The sequence below is a fragment of the Asanoa siamensis genome, assembly GCF_016862555.1.
Taxonomy (GTDB): domain Bacteria; phylum Actinomycetota; class Actinomycetes; order Mycobacteriales; family Micromonosporaceae; genus Asanoa; species Asanoa siamensis.
Genome location: NZ_BONE01000001.1, coordinates 1 through 17,776 on the forward strand (window position 1 = coordinate 1; position 17,776 = coordinate 17,776).

At 72.2% G+C, this 17,776-nt stretch carries 14 protein-coding genes; 6 read left to right on the forward strand and 8 right to left on the reverse strand.

Going from position 1 to position 17,776, the window contains the following annotated elements; genetic code table 11:
• Window positions 1-48: 48 nt before the first annotated feature.
• Genes Asi02nite_RS00005 through Asi02nite_RS00015 form a run of 3 tightly spaced genes read right to left on the reverse strand, consistent with a single transcriptional unit; the run spans window position 49 to window position 2,334 of the window.
• Entirely contained in the window at window positions 49-852 is an 804-nt protein-coding gene (locus Asi02nite_RS00005; protein ID WP_239126361.1) for an SCO6745 family protein, read from the reverse strand.
• Window positions 849-1,709 (reverse strand): hypothetical protein, encoded by an 861-nt coding sequence (locus tag Asi02nite_RS00010; RefSeq protein WP_203709965.1) that lies wholly within the window; start codon window positions 1,707-1,709, stop codon window positions 849-851. Before Asi02nite_RS00010 ends, Asi02nite_RS00005 begins: the two co-directional genes overlap by 4 nt.
• Window positions 1,702-2,334, reverse strand: coding sequence for an MBL fold metallo-hydrolase (locus Asi02nite_RS00015; protein ID WP_203709966.1), 633 nt, complete (start codon window positions 2,332-2,334; stop codon window positions 1,702-1,704). The genes Asi02nite_RS00010 and Asi02nite_RS00015 overlap by 8 nt, the downstream gene beginning before the upstream one ends.
• A 112-nt stretch (window positions 2,335-2,446) precedes the next feature.
• On the opposite strand from Asi02nite_RS00015, the gene Asi02nite_RS00020 reads away from it, so the two are divergent.
• The gene (locus tag Asi02nite_RS00020) at window positions 2,447-3,490 is read left to right on the forward strand and encodes a DUF4349 domain-containing protein (RefSeq protein ID WP_203709967.1); all 1,044 of its coding nucleotides are present in this window, start codon (window positions 2,447-2,449) and stop codon (window positions 3,488-3,490) included.
• On the opposite strand, the gene Asi02nite_RS00025 is transcribed toward Asi02nite_RS00020, so the two are convergent.
• Window positions 3,487-4,752: an amidohydrolase gene (locus tag Asi02nite_RS00025; protein WP_203709968.1), complete on the reverse strand. Its 1,266-nt coding sequence runs from the start codon at window positions 4,750-4,752 to the stop codon at window positions 3,487-3,489. The genes Asi02nite_RS00020 and Asi02nite_RS00025 overlap by 4 nt on opposite strands.
• A 415-nt stretch (window positions 4,753-5,167) precedes the next feature.
• Entirely contained in the window at window positions 5,168-6,748 is a 1,581-nt protein-coding gene (locus Asi02nite_RS00030) for an acyl-CoA mutase large subunit family protein (protein ID WP_203709969.1), read from the reverse strand.
• Window positions 6,749-6,929: 181 nt separating this feature from the next.
• On the opposite strand from Asi02nite_RS00030, the gene Asi02nite_RS00035 reads away from it, so the two are divergent.
• Together Asi02nite_RS00035 and Asi02nite_RS00040 are read left to right on the forward strand one after the other, a co-directional pair.
• Complete coding sequence (locus Asi02nite_RS00035; RefSeq protein WP_275410234.1) at window positions 6,930-8,780, forward strand: serine/threonine-protein kinase; 1,851 nt, start codon at window positions 6,930-6,932, stop codon at window positions 8,778-8,780.
• A gap of 43 nt (window positions 8,781-8,823) precedes the next feature.
• Complete coding sequence (locus Asi02nite_RS00040) at window positions 8,824-10,470, forward strand: phospho-sugar mutase (protein ID WP_203709971.1); 1,647 nt, start codon at window positions 8,824-8,826, stop codon at window positions 10,468-10,470.
• 4 nt (window positions 10,471-10,474) lie between these two features.
• Here the strand turns inward: Asi02nite_RS00040 and Asi02nite_RS00045 are convergent, their stop codons facing one another.
• The 3 genes from Asi02nite_RS00045 to upp form a co-directional block, all read right to left on the reverse strand.
• Entirely contained in the window at window positions 10,475-12,277 is a 1,803-nt protein-coding gene (locus Asi02nite_RS00045; protein ID WP_203709972.1) for a hypothetical protein, read from the reverse strand.
• A gap of 224 nt (window positions 12,278-12,501) precedes the next feature.
• The gene (locus Asi02nite_RS00050; protein WP_203709973.1) at window positions 12,502-13,191 is read right to left on the reverse strand and encodes a GOLPH3/VPS74 family protein; all 690 of its coding nucleotides are present in this window, start codon (window positions 13,189-13,191) and stop codon (window positions 12,502-12,504) included.
• Between the two features lie 55 nt (window positions 13,192-13,246).
• On the reverse strand, window positions 13,247-13,879 hold the full coding sequence (upp, locus tag Asi02nite_RS00055) for a uracil phosphoribosyltransferase (RefSeq protein ID WP_203709974.1): 633 nt from the start codon (window positions 13,877-13,879) through the stop codon (window positions 13,247-13,249).
• Window positions 13,880-13,986: 107 nt separating this feature from the next.
• Between upp and deoC the strand changes: the two genes are divergently transcribed.
• Genes deoC through Asi02nite_RS00070 form a run of 3 tightly spaced genes read left to right on the forward strand, consistent with a single transcriptional unit; the run spans window position 13,987 to window position 17,184 of the window.
• Complete coding sequence (gene deoC / locus Asi02nite_RS00060; protein ID WP_203709975.1) at window positions 13,987-14,937, forward strand: deoxyribose-phosphate aldolase; 951 nt, start codon at window positions 13,987-13,989, stop codon at window positions 14,935-14,937.
• Window positions 14,938-14,939: 2 nt separating this feature from the next.
• The gene (locus Asi02nite_RS00065) at window positions 14,940-16,370 is read left to right on the forward strand and encodes an aldehyde dehydrogenase family protein (protein ID WP_203709976.1); all 1,431 of its coding nucleotides are present in this window, start codon (window positions 14,940-14,942) and stop codon (window positions 16,368-16,370) included.
• Window positions 16,363-17,184, forward strand: a complete 822-nt coding sequence (locus tag Asi02nite_RS00070; protein ID WP_203709977.1) for an aldehyde dehydrogenase family protein — start codon at window positions 16,363-16,365, stop codon at window positions 17,182-17,184. The genes Asi02nite_RS00065 and Asi02nite_RS00070 overlap by 8 nt, the downstream gene beginning before the upstream one ends.
• The last annotated feature ends 592 nt before the right edge of the window (window positions 17,185-17,776 follow it).

The following is a 17,776-nucleotide window of genomic DNA, read 5'->3' on the forward strand; positions in this document are numbered from 1 at the left end:
CCGACACCTGGACTCCGCCTCGCCTCGACCCCAGATACGAAACAGAACCTAGTCGAGCACGGCGTGGGCGTCGTCGCCGGGCTCGCGGCCGCTTCGGCGGTTGGGCTCGCTGCCCGCCGGGCGGACGCCCTTGCGGGCGCTGTCCAGCAGGCCGAGCAGCTCGATCCGCTCCTCGAGCGTGAGCGCCGCGTACGCGGAGGAGGCGATCCGGTCGGTCACCGCCTCGGCCCAGACGCGCCGCCGCAGCAGGGGCCCGACACCCGGGTACGGCGGCTGCCAGCCCCAGGCGACCGCACCCGCCTCGCCCTCGGGGCCGGAGATGATCGCCTCCAGGGGGCTCATCCCGCTGGCCCGCACGGCGAGCAGATGCGCGCCGCCGCGGTGCTCGCGCAGCAGGTGCAGCAGCACGGCGGCCTGCGCGCCCGGGTGGTCGTCCGGCACCGGCATGGCCCGCCAGGCGGCGAACAGCGGCAGTGCGGACGCGTCGGCGGCGAGCACGACCCGCTGGGTCAGCTCGACCAGCCGTTCGACCCGCGGGAACCGGCCGAGCTGCTCGACGCCCCAGCGGCAGCACTCGGCGAGGTGCACGGCGGCGACCTCGGCGGGCGGCAGCACGCGGCGGGCCCCGTCCCAGCCGTCGGCGACGGCCTCGGGCGCGATGAAGCCGAGCGCCGCGGCCACCGTGTCGGGCCGCACGTCGCCCAGGGCGCCACCGCGACCGGCCACGTAGAAGGCCCAGCCGGAGAGCCCGAGCTGGCGGGCCCGGCGCAGGGTGCGCGGACATTCGGCGTACGCCCCACCCAGCTCCAGCACCACGTCCCGCGACGCCTGCGCGGTCTGCTCCGGTGTCATGCTTCCTCGTCCAGGGCCTCGATGGCCGCCTCGACCTCGCCGACGCGGCGGCGGGCCTGGGCGGCGGCGCGGTCGGCGGCCTTGCGGGCCGCGCGCAGCCGGCCGAGCGCGGCGTCGGCGTCGGCGCGGGCCTGTTCAGCCTTCTGCAGGGCCGCCTCGGCCCGTTCCACGGCCGCCTCGCCGTCGGCCTCGGCCTTGGTGGCCTTGTCCAGCTCCTTGGCGGTGCTCTTCTCGGCGGCCCGGGCAGCGGTCAGCTCCCGTTCGGCGGCCCGCCGCTGCGCCTCCGCCGCCCGTCGCGCGGCCTTGTCGTCGCTTTCGTCGGTCGACTCCGCAGGCTCGGCCGGCTCGGGCTGCTCGTCGGTGACCAGGCGGAGCTGCGGGCGGGGCACCTCACCGAAGCCCGCGTAGCTCGCCGCGCGCACCAGCCGCCCCGAGCGGACCAGCCCGGCGACCTCGGCGTCGGAGACCGCGGCGGTCAGCGTCGCCTCGACCTCGGCGACCGGCAGCTTGCCGCGAGCGCCCGGGTCGGCCTTGGTGGCCAGCGCGACGGCCTCCTTGACCAGCGCGCCGACCGCCTCCCGGCGCTGCCGGGTCAGCTCGCGCAGCGCGTCGCCCTTGAGCTGACGCTGGGCCGACCGCAGCGCGGCGGACAGCTCCACGAGCTGGTCGACCAGCTCGGGCCGGCGGATGGCCAGCAGGTTGACCACCCAGGCCGCCACGGTCGGCTTGCGCAGCTTGCCGATCTGCTTGGCCCGGTCGGTCTGGCCCGCGGCCTTGGCCGCCGCCACGAGCTCGTCGCGGGCGGCGACGAAACCCTCGGGCGGCGCCGTGTAGAGCTCGGCGACGGGATCAGGCATCGACGCTCGTACCCGGGGCCAAGCGCTGGTAGTCGACCTTGAGCAGGCGGCCGAGGACGCCGTCGATCAGCTTGCCCCCGGCGTCGTTGACGATGCCGTCGTGCAGCGCGAAGGCGCGCCGCGGGGCGACCGCGCGGACGAAGTCGACCGACTCGCTGATCTTCAGCCAGGGCGCCGAGACGGGCACGAAGAGCGTCTCGACCCGGACCCCTTCGGGTACGTCGAACGAGTCGCCCGGGTGGTAGACGGAGTCGTTGACGAGGAACCCGAGGTTGGCGATCCGCGGCAGGTCGGGGTGGATCTCGGCGTGCATGCCGCCGAACGCGCGCACCGGCATCCCGGCGGCCGAGAAGGACTGTCCGGTCTCGACGGTCGTGACGACGTCGCCCAGGGCGCTCAGCTTCGCTGCGGTGTCGGCGTTGGTGTGCACGGTGACGGCGGGCCGCTTGGCCAGCATGTCGGTCAGCGCGTCCACGTCGATGTGGTCCGGGTGCTCGTGGGTGATCAGCACGGCGTCGACACCGTCCAATGCGGTCCGTTCCGTGAAGCCGCCCGGATCGATGACCAGCACGGCTCCGTCCTGCTCGACGCGTACACAGGAATGGCCGAATTTGGTCAGTCGCATCTCGTGACCCCCTGGCTGCCGAATCGTGATGTCCCCTGGCGAGTCTGCCGGAACCGGCGTGCGCACGCCGCACGTCTGACCGACGAACCGCACACGATTCGGAGGGACCGATATGGGCAGCGTACGACGGGGGCGGGTCCTGGCCACGCTCGCGGCCGGTGGGCTCGCGGCCGGCCTGGCCCTGGCCGGATGCTCCGCCAGTGACTCCGGTGATGGCACACAGACCAGCGGCAACGCGGCGCCGGCAGCGGGCGGGCCGGGCTACGCCGGCGCGGACGTGGCCGACATGTCGCAGGCCGGTGGCGAAGAAGGCAAGGCGGCCGAGCAGGCGCCCGGCGCGGCGCCGCAGGCCCCGCAGGCCGCGCAGGCCCAGGCGGGCGGCGCGGGCGGCGTGGATCTCCAGGTCGACCAGCGCCAGATCATCTACAACGGTTCGATCATGGTCCGGGTGGAAAATGTCGAGCGCACCGCCGCCGAGGTCACCTCGCTGGTCACCGGCGCGGGCGGCTTCGTCGGCGGCGACAAGCGCACCGACGACGGCGGCCGGTCCGAGGCGGTCCTCACGCTGCGGGTCCCCGCCAACCGGTTCACCCAGGTCGTCGACGAGATCGCCGGCAAGGGCACCGACGACCGGCGCGAGATCAGCACCCAGGACGTCACCGAGGACGTGGTCGACCTCGACGCCCGGATCGTCACGCAGCGGGCCCGGGTGGAGAGCGCCCGCCGCCTGCTGGCCCAGGCCAAGACGATCAACGACCTGGTCTCCCTGGAGAACGAGTTGGGCAAGCGGGAGGCCGACCTGGCGTCGTTGGAGGGCAAGAAGCGCCGCCTCGACGACCTGACCGCGCTCTCCACGATCACCGCGACGCTGCTCGGCCCCGAGGCACAGGCCCCCGCCCCGCCACCGGAGGAGAGGTCGGGCTTCCTGGGCGGCCTGAGCGCGGGGTGGGACGCCTTCCTGGCGACCGTGGGGGTCGTGCTGACCGTGCTGGGCGCGCTGGTGCCGTGGCTGGTCCTGGCGGGCCTGGGGTTGCTGGTCTACGTCTTCGTGCGCCGCGCCCGCCGCGGGCGGCCGACCGTGGCGCTGGCGGGGCCGGCGATCCCGACCCAACCGGCCGCGGCCGACGAGCCCGCGCGCGACGAGGAGAAGGCTTAGAAGGTGCCGGCGGCGAGGGCCGCGAGTGCGGTGTGCACCATGACGCGTACGCCGTACCCGATGGCCCGCTCGTCGACGTCGAACGTCGACTGGTGGATGTCGGGCTTGACCTCGGCGCCCTGCGGCGTCGTGCCGAGCCGGATCATCGCACCGGGCACCTGCTCGAGATAGAACGCGAAGTCCTCGCCGCCCATGCTGATCTCGGCCTCGACCACCCGGTCGGGGCCGAGCGCGGCGCCCACCGCGCCGGCGACCACCGCGGTGGCCATCCGGTCGTTGATCACGGGCGGCACGCCGCGGGTGTATTTGATGTCGACCTCGGCGCCGGTCGCCGCGACGACGTCGCGGATCAGGCTCGTCACGAGCTCCGGCGCCTCGCGCCAGGCGTCCCGGTTGAGGATCCGGACGGTGCCCTTGAGGTTGGCCTCGGCGGGGATCGCGTTGTAGGCCTCGCCCGCGTGCGCGCGGCCCCAGACCATCGAGACACCGGCACGCGCGTCGACCCGGCGGTCGAGCAGCGACGGCACGTCGACGATCACGCGGCCCATGGCGTGCACCAGGTCGGTGGTCAGGTGCGGCCGCGCGGTGTGCCCGCCCTTGCCGCGCAGGTTGACCTCGATCGTGTCGGCGGCCGCGGTGAACGGGCCGGAACGCACGCCGACCAGGCCGACCGGCAGCTGCGGCGCGCAGTGCAGCGCGTAGATCGCGGCGACGTCCTTGAGCCCGCCGGCCGAGATCACCTCAGGCGCGCCGGACGGGATGCACTCCTCGCCAGGCTGGAACAGCAGCCGGACCCGGCCGGGCAGCTCGTCGCGCTCGGCGAGCTGGGCCAGCGCCAGGCCGGTGCCCAGCAGGATCGTGGTGTGCACGTCGTGGCCACAGGCGTGCGCCACACCGTCGATGGTCGACCGGTAGGGCACGTCCTTGCCGTCGGGCAGCGGCAACGCGTCGAGGTCGGCGCGGAGTGCGATCACCCGGTCGCCCTGGCCCACGTCGCAGATCACGCCGTTGCCCTTGGGTAGCAGCCGCGGGTTGAGGCCGGCGACGGCCAGCTCCCGGGCGACGAGGGACGCGGTCTCGAACTCCTGGTGCGACAGCTCGGGATGAGCGTGGATGTGACGTCGTACGGCTACCAGCTCGGCGCCTCGGGCGGCCAGCCAGCGGTCGAGCTGGCCTGGGAGGGGGTCGGCACCGGGGGGCGTCTCAGGCCATGAGGACGCCATCCCGCTGCCGTTGGGCGGCAGTGTCAACGCACTCGTCACGTGAAAATCTCGATCACTCTGGGCGGAAAGGGACTTGGCTAGCCTAGACCTCCGACGGTGACGCTGCGCAACATCATTATGGTGATGATCGGATAGCGCAGTGTCACGAAAGCCCTGGTGAGAGCGTTCGTCGAGTGGCTGGGACGCGTCGGCGGTCGCATTGAAACCTGCCAACTGTCCCACACCTCCTACAACGCGTGATGGTGGCGGCGGACACGGGCACGCCGCGGATCACGCGGGAAAAGCGGTTATCTGTCGTCAATCTACCCGGCGAAAGGTCACCTTGCCGGGTGAGGCCACTTACGGTGACACGTTCCCGCTCGTGAACGCCGCACAGTTGGTGCGCCAGATCATGGTCGCTCAGCGTAACCGTGCACTGCCTGTGCGAGTTTAACGCACTGTAACAAGCTCGCGATCAGAACCGCTCGACCGGGTGGTAGACACCCCATACCTCGCGAAGGGCGTTGCAAACCTCCCCAACCGTGGCGTACGCCCGCAGGGCCTCGCGCATCGGGTAGAGAACGTTCTCGGTGCCGGCCGCCGCGCTCCTGACCTCGGCCAACGCCGCCTGCACCGCGGCCTCGTCCCGCGACTCCCGGATCGCGGCCAGCCGCTTGGCCTGGGCCGCCTCGATCGCGGGGTCGACCCGCAGCGGCTCGTAGGGCTCCTCCTCGGCGATCGTGTAGCGGTTGAGCCCCACCACGACGCGGGACCCGCTGTCGATCTCCTGGGCGACCCGGTAGGCGGACGTCTCGATCTCGTTCTTCTGGAACCCGGCCTCGATCGCGTCGACGGAGGAGCCGTAGGACGCGACCCGCTCCATCAGCGCCAGCGCCTCGGTCTCGATCTCGTCGGTCATCGCCTCCACGACGTACGAGCCGGCGAACGGGTCGACCGTGGCCGTCAGGTCGGTCTCGTAGGCGAGCACCTGCTGGGTGCGCAGCGCGAGGCGGGCCGCCTTCTCGGTGGGTAGCGCGATCGCCTCGTCGTACGAGTTGGTGTGCAGCGACTGGGTGCCGCCGAGCACCGCGCCGAGGCCCTGCACGGCGACCCGGACGAGGTTGACCTCGGGCTGCTGCGCGGTGAGCTGCACGCCGGCCGTCTGGGTGTGGAACCGCAGCATCATCGACTTCGGGTCCTGCGCGCCGAACTCCTCGCGCATCAGCCGGGCCCAGATCCGCCGGGCGGCGCGGAACTTGGCGACCTCCTCGAGCAGCGTCGTGCGGGCGACGAAGAAGAACGACAGGCGGGGGGCGAAGTCGTCGACGGCGAGGCCGGCCGCGATCGCCGCGCGTACGTAGTCGACGCCGTTGGCCAGCGTGAACGCGATCTCCTGCACGGGCGTCGCGCCGGCCTCCGCCATGTGGTAGCCGGAGATGGAGATGGTGTTCCACTTGGGCACTTCCCGGCGGCAGTACGCGAAGGTGTCGGCGACCAGCCGCAACGACGGCTTCGGCGGGAAGATGTAGGTGCCGCGCGCGATGTATTCCTTGAGGATGTCGTTCTGGATCGTGCCGTTGAGCGCGCTGCCCGGGATGCCGGCCTCTTCCGCCACGAGCTGGTAGAGCAGCAGCAGCACCGAGCCCGGCGCGTTGATCGTCATCGACGTCGACACCTTGTCGAGCGGGATGCCGTCGAAGAGCGTCTTCATGTCGGCGAGCGAGTCGATCGCGACGCCGACCTTGCCGACCTCGCCGTGCGCGACCGGGTCGTCGGAGTCGTAGCCCATCTGCGTCGGCAGGTCGAACGCCACCGACAGGCCCATCGTGCCGTGCTCGAGGAGCTGGTGGTAGCGGGCGTTGGACTCGGTCGCGGTGCCGAAGCCGGCGTACTGGCGCATGGTCCACGGGCGCGACGTGTACATGGTCGGATACACGCCACGGGTGTACGGGTATTCGCCCGGACGGCCGACCCGCTTGTCGCTGTCGCCGGGAAGGTCCGACTGGTCGTAGACCGGCTTCACCGGAAAACCCGACTCCGTCTTTCGCTGCGCCATTAACGAATCCTAAGTCCCGGCCCCGGGCATCGTGCGTGAGGCATCGGGCACAGACGGTTCGGGTCTTTCGTACCCACCGTCGATGATCCATCACAACAGGTGATGCGGTTTCCCTTATTCGGCCGCCTCCCTCAAGATAGGGAGGTTGGTAACTGGCCCTCGACCCCCCGGCGGCTTTTCAGTGACTCAGATTCCGACGTGGAGCAGCTCCGCCACCTCCGGATCCAACAGCCCAGCCTCCAGCGGCTCCTCCACAGCCGTCTCGGGGAGTCGGGCGGCTCCCGGGACCGTCATCGGAGGTCGCTACTCGCTCCGGGCCGCGGTCGGCCACGGCGGCATGGGCACCGTCTGGCGCGCCAGTGACGTCCTGCTCCGCCGGGACGTCGCCGTCAAGGAGGTCGTGCTCCCGCCGGGCCTCGCGCCCAGCGACCGCGACGCCATGTACGAGCGCACCATGCGCGAGGCACGGGCCGCCGCCGCGCTGCAGCACCCGTCCGTCGTGCAGGTCTACGACGTGGTGCAGGAGAACGGTCGACCGTGGATCGTGATGGAGCTGCTGGACGCGCGCAGCCTCGCCGACATGGTGATCGAGGACGGCCCGGTCGCGCCGCGCGCCGTCGCGAAGATCGGCATCGCCCTGCTCGGCGCGCTGGAGATCGCGCACGCCAACGGGGTGCTGCACCGCGACGTCAAGCCCGCCAACGTGCTCATCTGCAACGACGGGCGGTGCGTGCTCACCGACTTCGGTGTCGCCCGGATGCCCACCGACGTGCAGCTCACGACGCCGGGCATGGTGCTCGGCTCCCCGCACTTCATCTCGCCCGAGCGGGCGATGGGCCAGGACTTCGGCCCGCCCAGCGACCTCTTCTCGCTCGGCGTGACGCTCTACACCGCGATCGAGGGCCGGCCGCCGTTCGACCGGGGCGACCCGATCGAGACCATGCACGCCGTCGTCGAGGACCCGCCGGCCCCGACCACCCGGGCCGGTGTGCTCAACGACGTGCTGATGGGCCTGCTCGAGAAGGACCCGGCGCGCCGCTACGACGTGGCCACCGCCCGCGGCATGATCCGCGAGCTGCTCGCCGGGCCGTTGGTCAACAAGGCGCCCGTGCACATGATGACCGACCCGTACGCGGTCGTGCCGGCGCAGCGCTCGCCGTGGCAGCCGGTCACGCCGCCGCAGCAGTCGCAGGAACGGCCGTCCGGGCAGATCGGCGGCCGGGCCATGCTGGCGCCGGGCGAGTCGCTGCACGACCGGCTGGCCGCGGGTCACGGCGGCGGACCGCTGCCGCCGGCCGGTGGGCCGCTGCAGACGCCGACCGGGCAGATGCCCGCCCCGAGCTGGGGCGCGCCCAAGCCGGCGCCGGCCGCGTCCGGGCTCGCCGGCCTCAAGCGGCGCGGCGGCGACCTGGTCGACACCGTCAAGGGCTGGCCGCGCAGGCTCCAACTCGGCGCCGCCGGCGGCCTCGCGGTCGTGCTGGTGCTGATCGGCGTCTTCGCGTTCCGCGGCGGTGACGATCCCATCGACACCACGCCGGTGCAGGCCGGTGGGCCGACCGGGGCGCCGGCCGCGGCCGACTTCCCCACCCAGCAGCACGCCGAGCGCGGCGTCACCGTCAACGTGCCCAAGGGCTGGAAGAAGGCGGGCGGCGGCAAGTCGGTCTACTTCGACTACATCGACCCGGAGGACGCCGGCCGCAAGGTGCGCATCCTCGTCGAGGACGTGAGCACCAAGGCGACGCCGACGGGGTTCCTGGGTGCCGCGGAGCGCGGGCTCAAGGGCAACAGCAAGTCCTGCCCCAAGCCGTACGAGCGGGTCGACCTGCGCGAGGGCGAGATCGGCGGCCGGGTCTCCGCCGAGCTCGAATACACCTGTGGCGCCGACGCGAGCCAGCGGCACGGTGTCTGGGGCGCGGTGGTCAAGGACGGCAAGGCCTATTCGTTCTTCCTGACCAGCACCGAGGACAACTTCGCGGCCAGCAAGTCGATCTTCGACGAGATGGTCCGCTCGTTCGCGCTCACCGCGAGCTAGGCCGGCTGGTGCCCCTGGGGGCCGCACGTGCTATCAAAACGGGATGACTGACCTCGAGGACCTGACGGCCCGGGCGCGGGCCTGGCTGGCCGACGATCCGGACGAGACGAGCCGGGCCGAGCTGTCCCGGGTGCTCGACGGGCTGCCCGGCACCGCCGACGACCTGGCCGACCGGTTCGCCGGGCCGCTGACGTTCGGCACCGCCGGGCTGCGCGGCCCGCTGCGGGCCGGCCCGAACGGGATGAACCTCGCGGTGGTCACCCAGGCCGCGGCCGGGCTCGTCGGCTGGCTCGCCGCCCGCGGTGGCACGGGCCCGCTGGTCATCGGGTACGACGCGCGGCACGGCTCGAAGGAGTTCGCGGAGCGCACCGCCCGGGTGGCCACCGGTGCGGGGCGGGAGGCGATGCTGCTGCCCCGCCCGCTGCCGACGCCGGTGCTGGCGTACGCGGTGCGCAAGCTGGGCGCGGCGGCCGGCGTGATGGTGACCGCGAGCCACAACCCGCCGCAGGACAACGGCTACAAGGTCTATCTCGGCGAGTCGCTGGGCGGCGAGTTGGGCGCGGGCGCGCAGATCGTGCCGCCGGCCGACGTCGAGATCTCGGCCGCCATCGCGGCTGTCGGGCGGCTGTCGACCGTACCCCTGGGCGATCTGGGTGTGGTCCTGGACGACGACATTGTCGAGTCCTATGTGGAAGCCGCGGCGACGGTCGTCGACCCGGACGGGCCGCGCGACCTCGCGGTGGCGTACACGCCGCTGCACGGTGTCGGCGCGACCACGCTGGCGGCGGCGTTCGCCCACGCCGGTTTCGCCCGCCCGCACCTCGTCGCCGAGCAGGCCGAGCCGGACCCGCTGTTCCCGACCGTGGCGTTCCCGAACCCGGAGGAGCCCGGCGCGATCGACCGGGTGATCGAGCTGGCGACGGTGACGGGTGCCGACATCGCGATCGCGAACGACCCCGACGCCGACCGGTGCGCGGTGGCGATCCCGGGGCCGCAGGGCTGGCGGATGCTGCGCGGTGACGAGGTCGGCGTGCTGCTCGCCGACCACCTGCAGCGGCGTGGGGTGGCCGGGCGCTACGCGACGACGATCGTGTCGTCGTCGTTGCTGTCGGAGCTGTGCGCGCGGCGTGGTGTGCCCTACGGCGCGACGCTGACGGGCTTCAAGTGGATCGTGCGGGCCGGAGCCGATCTGGCGTACGGCTACGAGGAGGCGCTGGGCTACTGCGTGGCGCCATCGCTGGTGCGCGACAAGGACGGCATCACGGCGGCGCTGCTGGTGGCCGAGCTCGCGGCGGGGTTGAAGGCGTCGCTGCGGACGATCGGCGACCGGCTCGACGAGATCGCCGCGGAGTTCGGCGTGTACGCGACCGACCAGCTCTCCGTCCGGGTCGACGACCTGTCGGAGATCGACACGGCGATGGCGTACATCCGGACGAAGACGCCGGGGTCGCTGCTCGACGACGCGGTGATCTCGGTCGAGGACCTGGCGCCGGAGAACGACGTGCTGATCCTGCGCACCGAGTCGGCCCGGGTGGTGGTCCGGCCGTCGGGCACGGAGCCCAAGCTCAAGGCGTACCTGGAAGTGGTCGAACCGGTCGTGGACGGCGACGTGGCAGCGGCGCGGGAGCGCGCGGCGGCGTCGGTCCGGGCCCTGCGCACCGAGACGGCGGCGGCGCTCGGGATCTGGTGACCCGCTACCGGACGCGCCAGACCCAGGCGCCGCCGACGTCGTCCGGGATCTCGCCGGTCAGCTCGGTCACCAGGAAGCGGAGCTGGCCGGCGTTGGTCTCGGTCTGCGGCAGGACGAGCGCGTCGGCGCGCCAGAACGCCAGGTCGTCCTGGAACTTGGCACGGGTCTCGTCGGTGACGGGCGGCAGGTCGCCGCTGCGCGCGGTCTGGTCGAACAGCGCGCCGGTGAACCGGGTGGGCGCGTTGAAGATCGCGCGGTTGTCGTCGCCTTCGGTGGCCGGGCCGAGGAAGTAGCCGCCGGCGATGGCGAAGCCGATCTGGGCCTGGGCGGCCCAGCGCATGCCGTCCAGGTAGATGTTGTCGGTGACGGGGACGAAGACGAGCGAGCGGCCGTCGCTGGCGTAGTCGCGCCAGAGTCCCTGGGTCACGAACGCGGGCGTCTCGGGGACGTCGGTGGTGGGGATCTGGCGCGGGGCCAGCGGGACGAGCGCGCCGAGGATCGCGGCGGCGGTGACGACGCGCAGGGCGATCGCGGTCGGGGGTCGGCGGCTGCGCGCGAACGTGAGGATCTGGTCGGCGCCGAGGGCGAGCAGGGCGGCGGCGACCGGGACGACGATCAGCGACAGCCGGGTGGGCACGACGGAGTTGAAGATCGGCAGGTTCTCGAGCCAGCGCCAGGGTCCGTCGACGCCGGTGTCGTCCCGGTTCACGGTGATGTTCGGCCCGAGGGAAAGGGCGACGAACACGAGGCCGGTGACGAGGAGGGCCCAGGTGACCTTGCGGCGCCAGGTGAGCCCGACGGCGATCAGGCACATGATCAGCAAGGGCCAGCCCAGGAAGCTGTTCTCCTCGGCCGGGCCCTGGGTGAGGTTCTCGGCGCCGGCGGTGCTGCCGGCGATGGAGAGGCGGGCGAAGGCGGGGTAGGCGGCGAGGTCGGTGCTGACGTCCTTCACCGCGGTGGGTACGCCTTGGTAGCTCTGGGGGCCGAAGAACTGGACCCAGAGCGGGTAGCCGAGGAGCAGTGCCGCCAGCACGACGGCGACGGCGAGGCCGCCGAGGAAGCTGGGGATCTGCGTTTTTATCGCCTTGGGCTTCGCCAGCGTGTAGGCGAGCACGAAGATCAAGAGGCCGAGGGCGGTGTAGAGGAGGACCTCCTCGTTGACGAAGGCCTGGTAGGTGACGAGCAGGCCGAGCCAGATTCCCCGCTTGATGGCGTGGCCGGGGCGGGCGAGCTTGATGGTCGCGACGACGAGCCAGGGCACGACGAACTGGGCGGTCCAGTTGATGTGCCCCTGGGCGTGGCTGATCAGGCCGGGCGCGAACCCACAGAGCGCGCCGGCGGCGAACGCGACGAGCCGGTTGTCGACGAGGTGGCGGCTGAACACCCAGTACCACCCGAACGCGGTCCCGGCGAGACCGATCACCAGCAGGAAGGCGAACGTGGTCTGCGGCCCCCAGAGGAGGGTCATCCAGGAGGTCGGGATGCCCAGGCCGAGCACGCTGGTGTTGGCCATGAGATTGACGCCGTCGGGCATGTTGAGCGCTTTGGTCGTGAAGGGATAGATCCCGTGCTCGGCGACCTGCGCACCGTGGGCGAGGACCCACTGGAAGAAGACGTGGTCCTGCGGGTTGACGGCGGGGGTGGCCTGCCCGAGATCGACCCAGAACCGCCCGGTCACGGCAAAGGCGGCGCCGAGATAAAGCAGAGCGACGCCAACGCTGACCGCCACCCCGACCCACGACCGCACAACCCGCTGCGCCGCCTCCGACGGCCCGGGCGAGACCGGTTCCCCAACAGCGGCGGCCACGATTCCACAGCGTAGTGGGGTGGTCGCTCTCCGAGGTCTCTCTTCGCTCGCCTACTCAGCGAGTCGACAGTTCGACAACCCAGCTACGACCGTTCGCCGAACTCACATCACTGGCCACTGCCCCGGCAGGCCGCTGCCAGAGAGTCCTGCTGCCGGCGGCGGGGCGGGCGCTGCGAGGCGGTCACGGCGGACCGCGTCTGGTTGCGGCTCGCTCTGCCTTTGGACTAGTGCGTTACCGGGCGGGGGGTGCCGAGGGCCGCCTGGATGGCCTTGCCCAGGGCGATGACCACCAGGGCGACCGACGGGCGGACCGTCGACTGGTCCAGGCTTACGCCGCCGCTGAAGCCGGCGCCGCTGGCTATGCGTTCCAGCTTCTCGTGGGCCGAGGCCGCTTCCTCGCCGGTCAGGCCCAGTGCCGCCTCCATGCGGGTGGCGGCGATCAGCGTCGCGAGGGCGGCCGTGCGCTCGTCGGGGGCGCCTTCGCCGGCCAGGGCCGCCGCCAGGCGGGCCCGGGTCTCGTCCTCGACCGAACCGTCGACCGACGGGTACCGGTGGACGTGGATGAACTCCAGCTCCACCTCGTCGACGTCGCGGATCACGCCGCGGGTGACCAGGTCGGACAGGATGCGGTCGCGGAGGCCGTGGCGCAGGCGCTGCACCCACGACGCCGGCGTGTGCGGCACGTTCGAGTCGATCTTGGCCAGCACCTCGTCGGCCACCGGGACCCCCGTCGGGGTGGCGTCGACCACGACGAGGTTGCCGTCCGAGTAGGCGACCCGGCCCGCGAGGGCCAGCTCCACCAGCACCGCCGCGGCCATGCCGAGGTCGAGCCCGATCCGCGAACCGGTCGCTTTTCCGGACTCGTTGTCGTATGCGAGCAGCAGAAGCTCCTCGGCGATGGGAACAGTGGTCATGGCCCGGAACGGTAGCCGCTCCGCGCCCGCGTCGCACTCACCGGTCGCCCATGCGTCAAAATCGGGGCATTCCACCGAACTGCCGGTCACCGGCGTCGCCTAGGCCAGGAACGATGTACATCTTGTCGTTGAGCTGCTGGTCGATCGAGGCCGTCACCAGACGTAGCGGGAGCCCGGACCGCTCCAGGCGGGCGATGCCCTCCGGGGCCGCCAGGACGCAGATGACCGTGATGTCGGTGCAGCCGCGGTCGGCGAGCAGGCGGCAGCAGTGCTCCAGTGAGCCGCCGGTGGCCAGCATCGGGTCGAGCACGAGCACCGGGATGCCGGACAGGTCAGCGGGCAGTGACTCCAGGTAGGCACGCGGCTCGAACGTCTCCTCGTCGCGGGCCAGCCCGACGAAGCCCATCGACGACTCGGGTAGCAGCGCCAGGGCCGAATCGGCCATGCCCAGGCCGGCGCGGAGGACGGGGACGAGCAGCGGCGGGTTGGCCAGCCGGATGCCCTCGGTCGGCGCGACCGGGGTATCGATCGGGTAACGCTCGGCCGGGAAGGCGCGGGCGGCCTCGTACACCAGCATGGTGGTGAGCTCGTGCAGTGCGGCCCGGAAGCTGCCGGGCTCGGTGCTCTTCTCCCGCATCGCCGTCAGGCGGGTCGCGGCGAGGGGGTGATTGACCACTTGTACGTCCACGGTTCGTCAACGTACAGGTAGGGGGATGTCTGTGTACCGGCCTGTGGACAGCCGTGGGGCCTGTGGATAACCGAATGGCCCTCGGCAGCACCCGTACACTCGTCCGCATGACAGCGACGACGGCGTCGGACCTGTCCTCAGTAACAAGTTCCGACGCGGCCCTTCGGGCATTTCTGCACGGTCTGCCCGGGGTCGACCAGGTTGGCGCGGAGCAGCGCGCCGCGATGCTCGGCACCCGGTCGATCAAGACGACCGCCAAGGCCTGGGCGATCGACCTGGCGATCCGCATGGTCGACCTGACCACGCTGGAGGGCGCCGACACCCCCGGCAAGGTCCGCGCGCTGTGTGCGAAGGCCCGGCGGCCCGACCCGGCCGACCCGACCTGCCCGCCGGTGGCCGCGATCTGTGTCTACCCGGCGATGGTTCCGGTGGCCGTCGAGGCGCTGGCCGGCTCGGGCATCCACACCGCCAGCGTCGCGACCGCGTTCCCGTCCGGTCAGGCGCCGCTCGAGGTCAAGCTCGCCGACACCAGGGCCGCCGTGGCCGCGGGTGCCGACGAAATCGACATGGTGATCAACCGGGGCGCCTTCCTCTCCGGTCGCTACCTCGAGGTCTTCGAGGAGATCGCCGCGGTCAAGCAGGCCTGCGGCGACGCCCATCTCAAGGTCATCCTGGAGACCGGCGAGCTCGCGACCTACGACAACGTCCGCCGGGCCTCCTGGATCGGCATGCTGGCCGGCGGCGACTTCATCAAGACCTCGACCGGCAAGGTCCCGGTCGCGGCGACGCTCCCGGTGACGCTGGTGATGCTCGAGGCGGTGCGCGACTTCCGCGACCTGACCGGGCGCCAGGTCGGCGTCAAGCCCGCCGGCGGCATCCGCACCACCAAGGACGCCGTCAAATACCTGGTGCTGGTCAACGAGACGGCCGGCGACGACTGGCTCGACCCCGACTGGTTCCGGTTCGGCGCCTCGACGCTGCTCAACGACCTGCTCATGCAGCGCACCAAGCTCACGACCGGGGTCTACTCCGGTCCCGACTACTTCACGCTGGACTGACGATGTTCGAATACGCCCCCGCCCCCGAGTCCCGCGCGGTCGTCGACATCAAGGCGTCGTACGGCCTGTTCATCGACGGCGCGTTCAGCGACCCCGCCGACGGTGCCTCCTTCAAGACGATCAACCCGGCTTCCGAAGAGGTCCTCTCCGAGGTCGCGGAGGGTGGCCCCGCCGACGTCGACCGCGCGGTGGCGGCGGCCCGCAAGGCCTACGACAAGGTCTGGTCCCGCATGCCGGGCCGCGATCGGGCCAAATACCTCTACCGGATCGCCCGCATCATCCAGGAGCGCGGGCGCGAGCTCGCCGTCCTCGAGTCGCTCGACAACGGCAAGCCGATCCGCGAGTCCCGCGACGTCGACATCCCGCTCGTCGCGGCGCACTTCTTCTACTACGCGGGCTGGGCCGACAAGCTGCCCTACGCGGGCTTCGGTCCGGCGCCGCGCCCGCTCGGCGTCGCCGCCCAGGTGATCCCGTGGAACTTCCCGCTGCTCATGCTCGCCTGGAAGATCGCGCCGGCGCTGGCCGCCGGCAACACGGTGGTGCTCAAGCCGGCCGAGACGACGCCGCTCACGGCCCTGCTGTTCGCCGAGATCTGCCAGCAGGCCGACCTGCCGCCGGGCGTGGTCAACATCGTGACCGGCGCCGGCGACACCGGCCGCGCGCTGGTCGAGCACGCCGGCGTCGACAAGATCGCGTTCACCGGCTCGACCGAGGTCGGCAAGGCGATCGCGCGGTCGGCGGCCGGCTCGCGCAAGAAGGTCACGCTGGAACTCGGCGGCAAGGCCGCCAACGTGCTCTTCGAGGACGCGCCGATCGACCAGGCGGTCGAGGGCATCGTCAACGGCATTTTCTTCAACCAGGGCCATGTGTGCTGCGCGGGTTCGCGGCTGCTCGTGCAGGAGTCGGTCTACGAGCCGGTGCTGGCCTCGCTCAAGCGGCGGATGGCCCGGCTCCGGGTCGGCGACCCGCTCGACAAGAACACCGACATCGGCGCGATCAACTCGGCGGCCCAGCTCGAGCGGATCCGCACGCTGTCCGACATCGGCGGCGAAGAGGGCGCCGAGCGCTGGTCGCCGCCGTGCGACCTGCCGGACAACGGCTTCTGGTTCGCGCCGACCATCTTCACCGGGGTCACCCAGGCCCACCGCATCGCGCGCGAGGAGATCTTCGGGCCGGTGCTCTCGGTGCTGACCTTCCGCACGCCCGCCGAGGCGGTGGAGAAGGCCAACAACACGCCCTACGGCCTGTCCGCCGGGGTCTGGACCGAGAAGGGTTCCCGGATCCTGTGGATGGCCGACCGACTACGCGCCGGCGTGGTCTGGGCCAACACGTTCAACAAGTTCGACCCGACGTCGCCGTTCGGCGGCTACAAGGAGTCCGGCTACGGCCGCGAGGGCGGTCGCCACGGGCTGGAGGCATATCTCGATGTCTGAGGCACGCGTGGCGGTCCGCAAGACCTACAAACTGTTCATCGGCGGCAAGTTCCCGCGCAGCGAGTCCGGCCGCTCCTACATCGCACAGGACGCCAACGTGGCCCTGGCTTCCCGCAAAGACGTCCGCGACGCCGTCGTCGCCGCCCGCGCCGCGGTCAAGGGCTGGTCGGGTGCGACCGCATACAACCGCGGCCAGATCCTCTACCGCGTGGCCGAGATGCTCGAAGGCCGCCGCGACCAGTTCGTCGGCCTCGGCCTGTCGGCGGGCGAGGTCGACGAGGCCATCGACCGCTGGGTCTGGTACGCGGGCTGGTCAGACAAGATCACCCAGGTGTACGGCGGCGCCAACCCGGTCGCCGGCCCCTACTTCAACCTGTCCGCGCCCGAGCCGACGGGCGTGGTCGGCCTGGCCGCGCCGCCGTCCTTCCTGGGCCTGGTCAGCGTCATCGCCCCGGCCATCGTCACGGGCAACACGGCGATCGTCCTGGCCGCCAAGGACGCCCCGCTCGCGGCCGTCACCCTGGCCGAGGTGCTGGCCACCTCCGACCTACCCGGCGGGGTCGTCAACATCCTGACGGGCGACCCGGCCGAAACCGCACCGTGGCTGGCCGCCCACATGGACGTCAACGCCATCGACCTGACCGCGGTCACCGACCCGGCCCTGGCCACGTCGTTGGAGGAAGCGGCCGCGGGCAACCTGAAGCGCGTCCTCCGCCCGCCACTGACGGCACCGGACTGGTCCGCGGACCCGGGCCTGACCCGCATGACGGCCTACCTGGAGACCAAGACGGTCTGGCACCCGAAGGGCATCTGACGCAGGCCCGGCCCGGGTGATGGCGCGGCACGGGGCGCACCCGGCCACGACACGAGCCAGCCGCGCGCCCGCAGCGGCACCGCGCCCACGGCGGCCGCGCAGCGGCACCGCGCCCACGGCGGCCACGCAGCCGCCCTCCCGCGGCGGCCGCGACCGTTCGGGCCACCACGCCTACCGCGGTGCGTGGCGGCCACGCCGACCGTGGCCGCTGAACGACCGTCGCACCACAACCGCCCGCGCCCACCGCAACCGCCACCGGGGCGTGGCGGCGCGTGCCTGGCCGCGCCGACCGTGGCCGCTGAAACGACCGTCGCCACCACAACCGCCCGCGCCCAGCGCAGCCGCCCCCGCGGCGTGGCGGTGCGGCGGCGGCCGCCGACCGTAAACGCTGAAGCGACCGTGGCGACCACAACCGCCCGCGCCCAGCGCAGCCGCCACCGCGGCGTGGCGGCGCGTGCCTGGCCGCGCCGACCGTAGCCGCCACCGCGGCGTGGCGGTGCGTGCCTGGCCGCGCCGACCGTAGCCGCTGGAACGACCGTCGCCACCACAACCGCCCGCTGCGGCCGCCGCGGCGGCGTGGCGGCCGTGCCAG

Coding starts and splice junctions, on each gene's coding strand:
- Asi02nite_RS00005 (WP_239126361.1), bottom strand. CDS start 852: ATGACACCGGAGCAGACCGCGCAGGCGTCGCGGGACGTGGTGCTGGAG.
- Asi02nite_RS00010 (WP_203709965.1), bottom strand. CDS start 1,709: ATGCCTGATCCCGTCGCCGAGCTCTACACGGCGCCGCCCGAGGGTTTC.
- Asi02nite_RS00015 (WP_203709966.1), bottom strand. CDS start 2,334: ATGCGACTGACCAAATTCGGCCATTCCTGTGTACGCGTCGAGCAGGAC.
- Asi02nite_RS00020 (WP_203709967.1), top strand. CDS start 2,447: ATGGGCAGCGTACGACGGGGGCGGGTCCTGGCCACGCTCGCGGCCGGT.
- Asi02nite_RS00030 (WP_203709969.1), bottom strand. CDS start 6,748: ATGGCGCAGCGAAAGACGGAGTCGGGTTTTCCGGTGAAGCCGGTCTAC.
- Asi02nite_RS00040 (WP_203709971.1), top strand. CDS start 8,824: ATGACTGACCTCGAGGACCTGACGGCCCGGGCGCGGGCCTGGCTGGCC.
- Asi02nite_RS00050 (WP_203709973.1), bottom strand. CDS start 13,191: ATGACCACTGTTCCCATCGCCGAGGAGCTTCTGCTGCTCGCATACGAC.
- deoC (WP_203709975.1), top strand. CDS start 13,987: ATGACAGCGACGACGGCGTCGGACCTGTCCTCAGTAACAAGTTCCGAC.
- Asi02nite_RS00065 (WP_203709976.1), top strand. CDS start 14,940: ATGTTCGAATACGCCCCCGCCCCCGAGTCCCGCGCGGTCGTCGACATC.
- Asi02nite_RS00070 (WP_203709977.1), top strand. CDS start 16,363: ATGTCTGAGGCACGCGTGGCGGTCCGCAAGACCTACAAACTGTTCATC.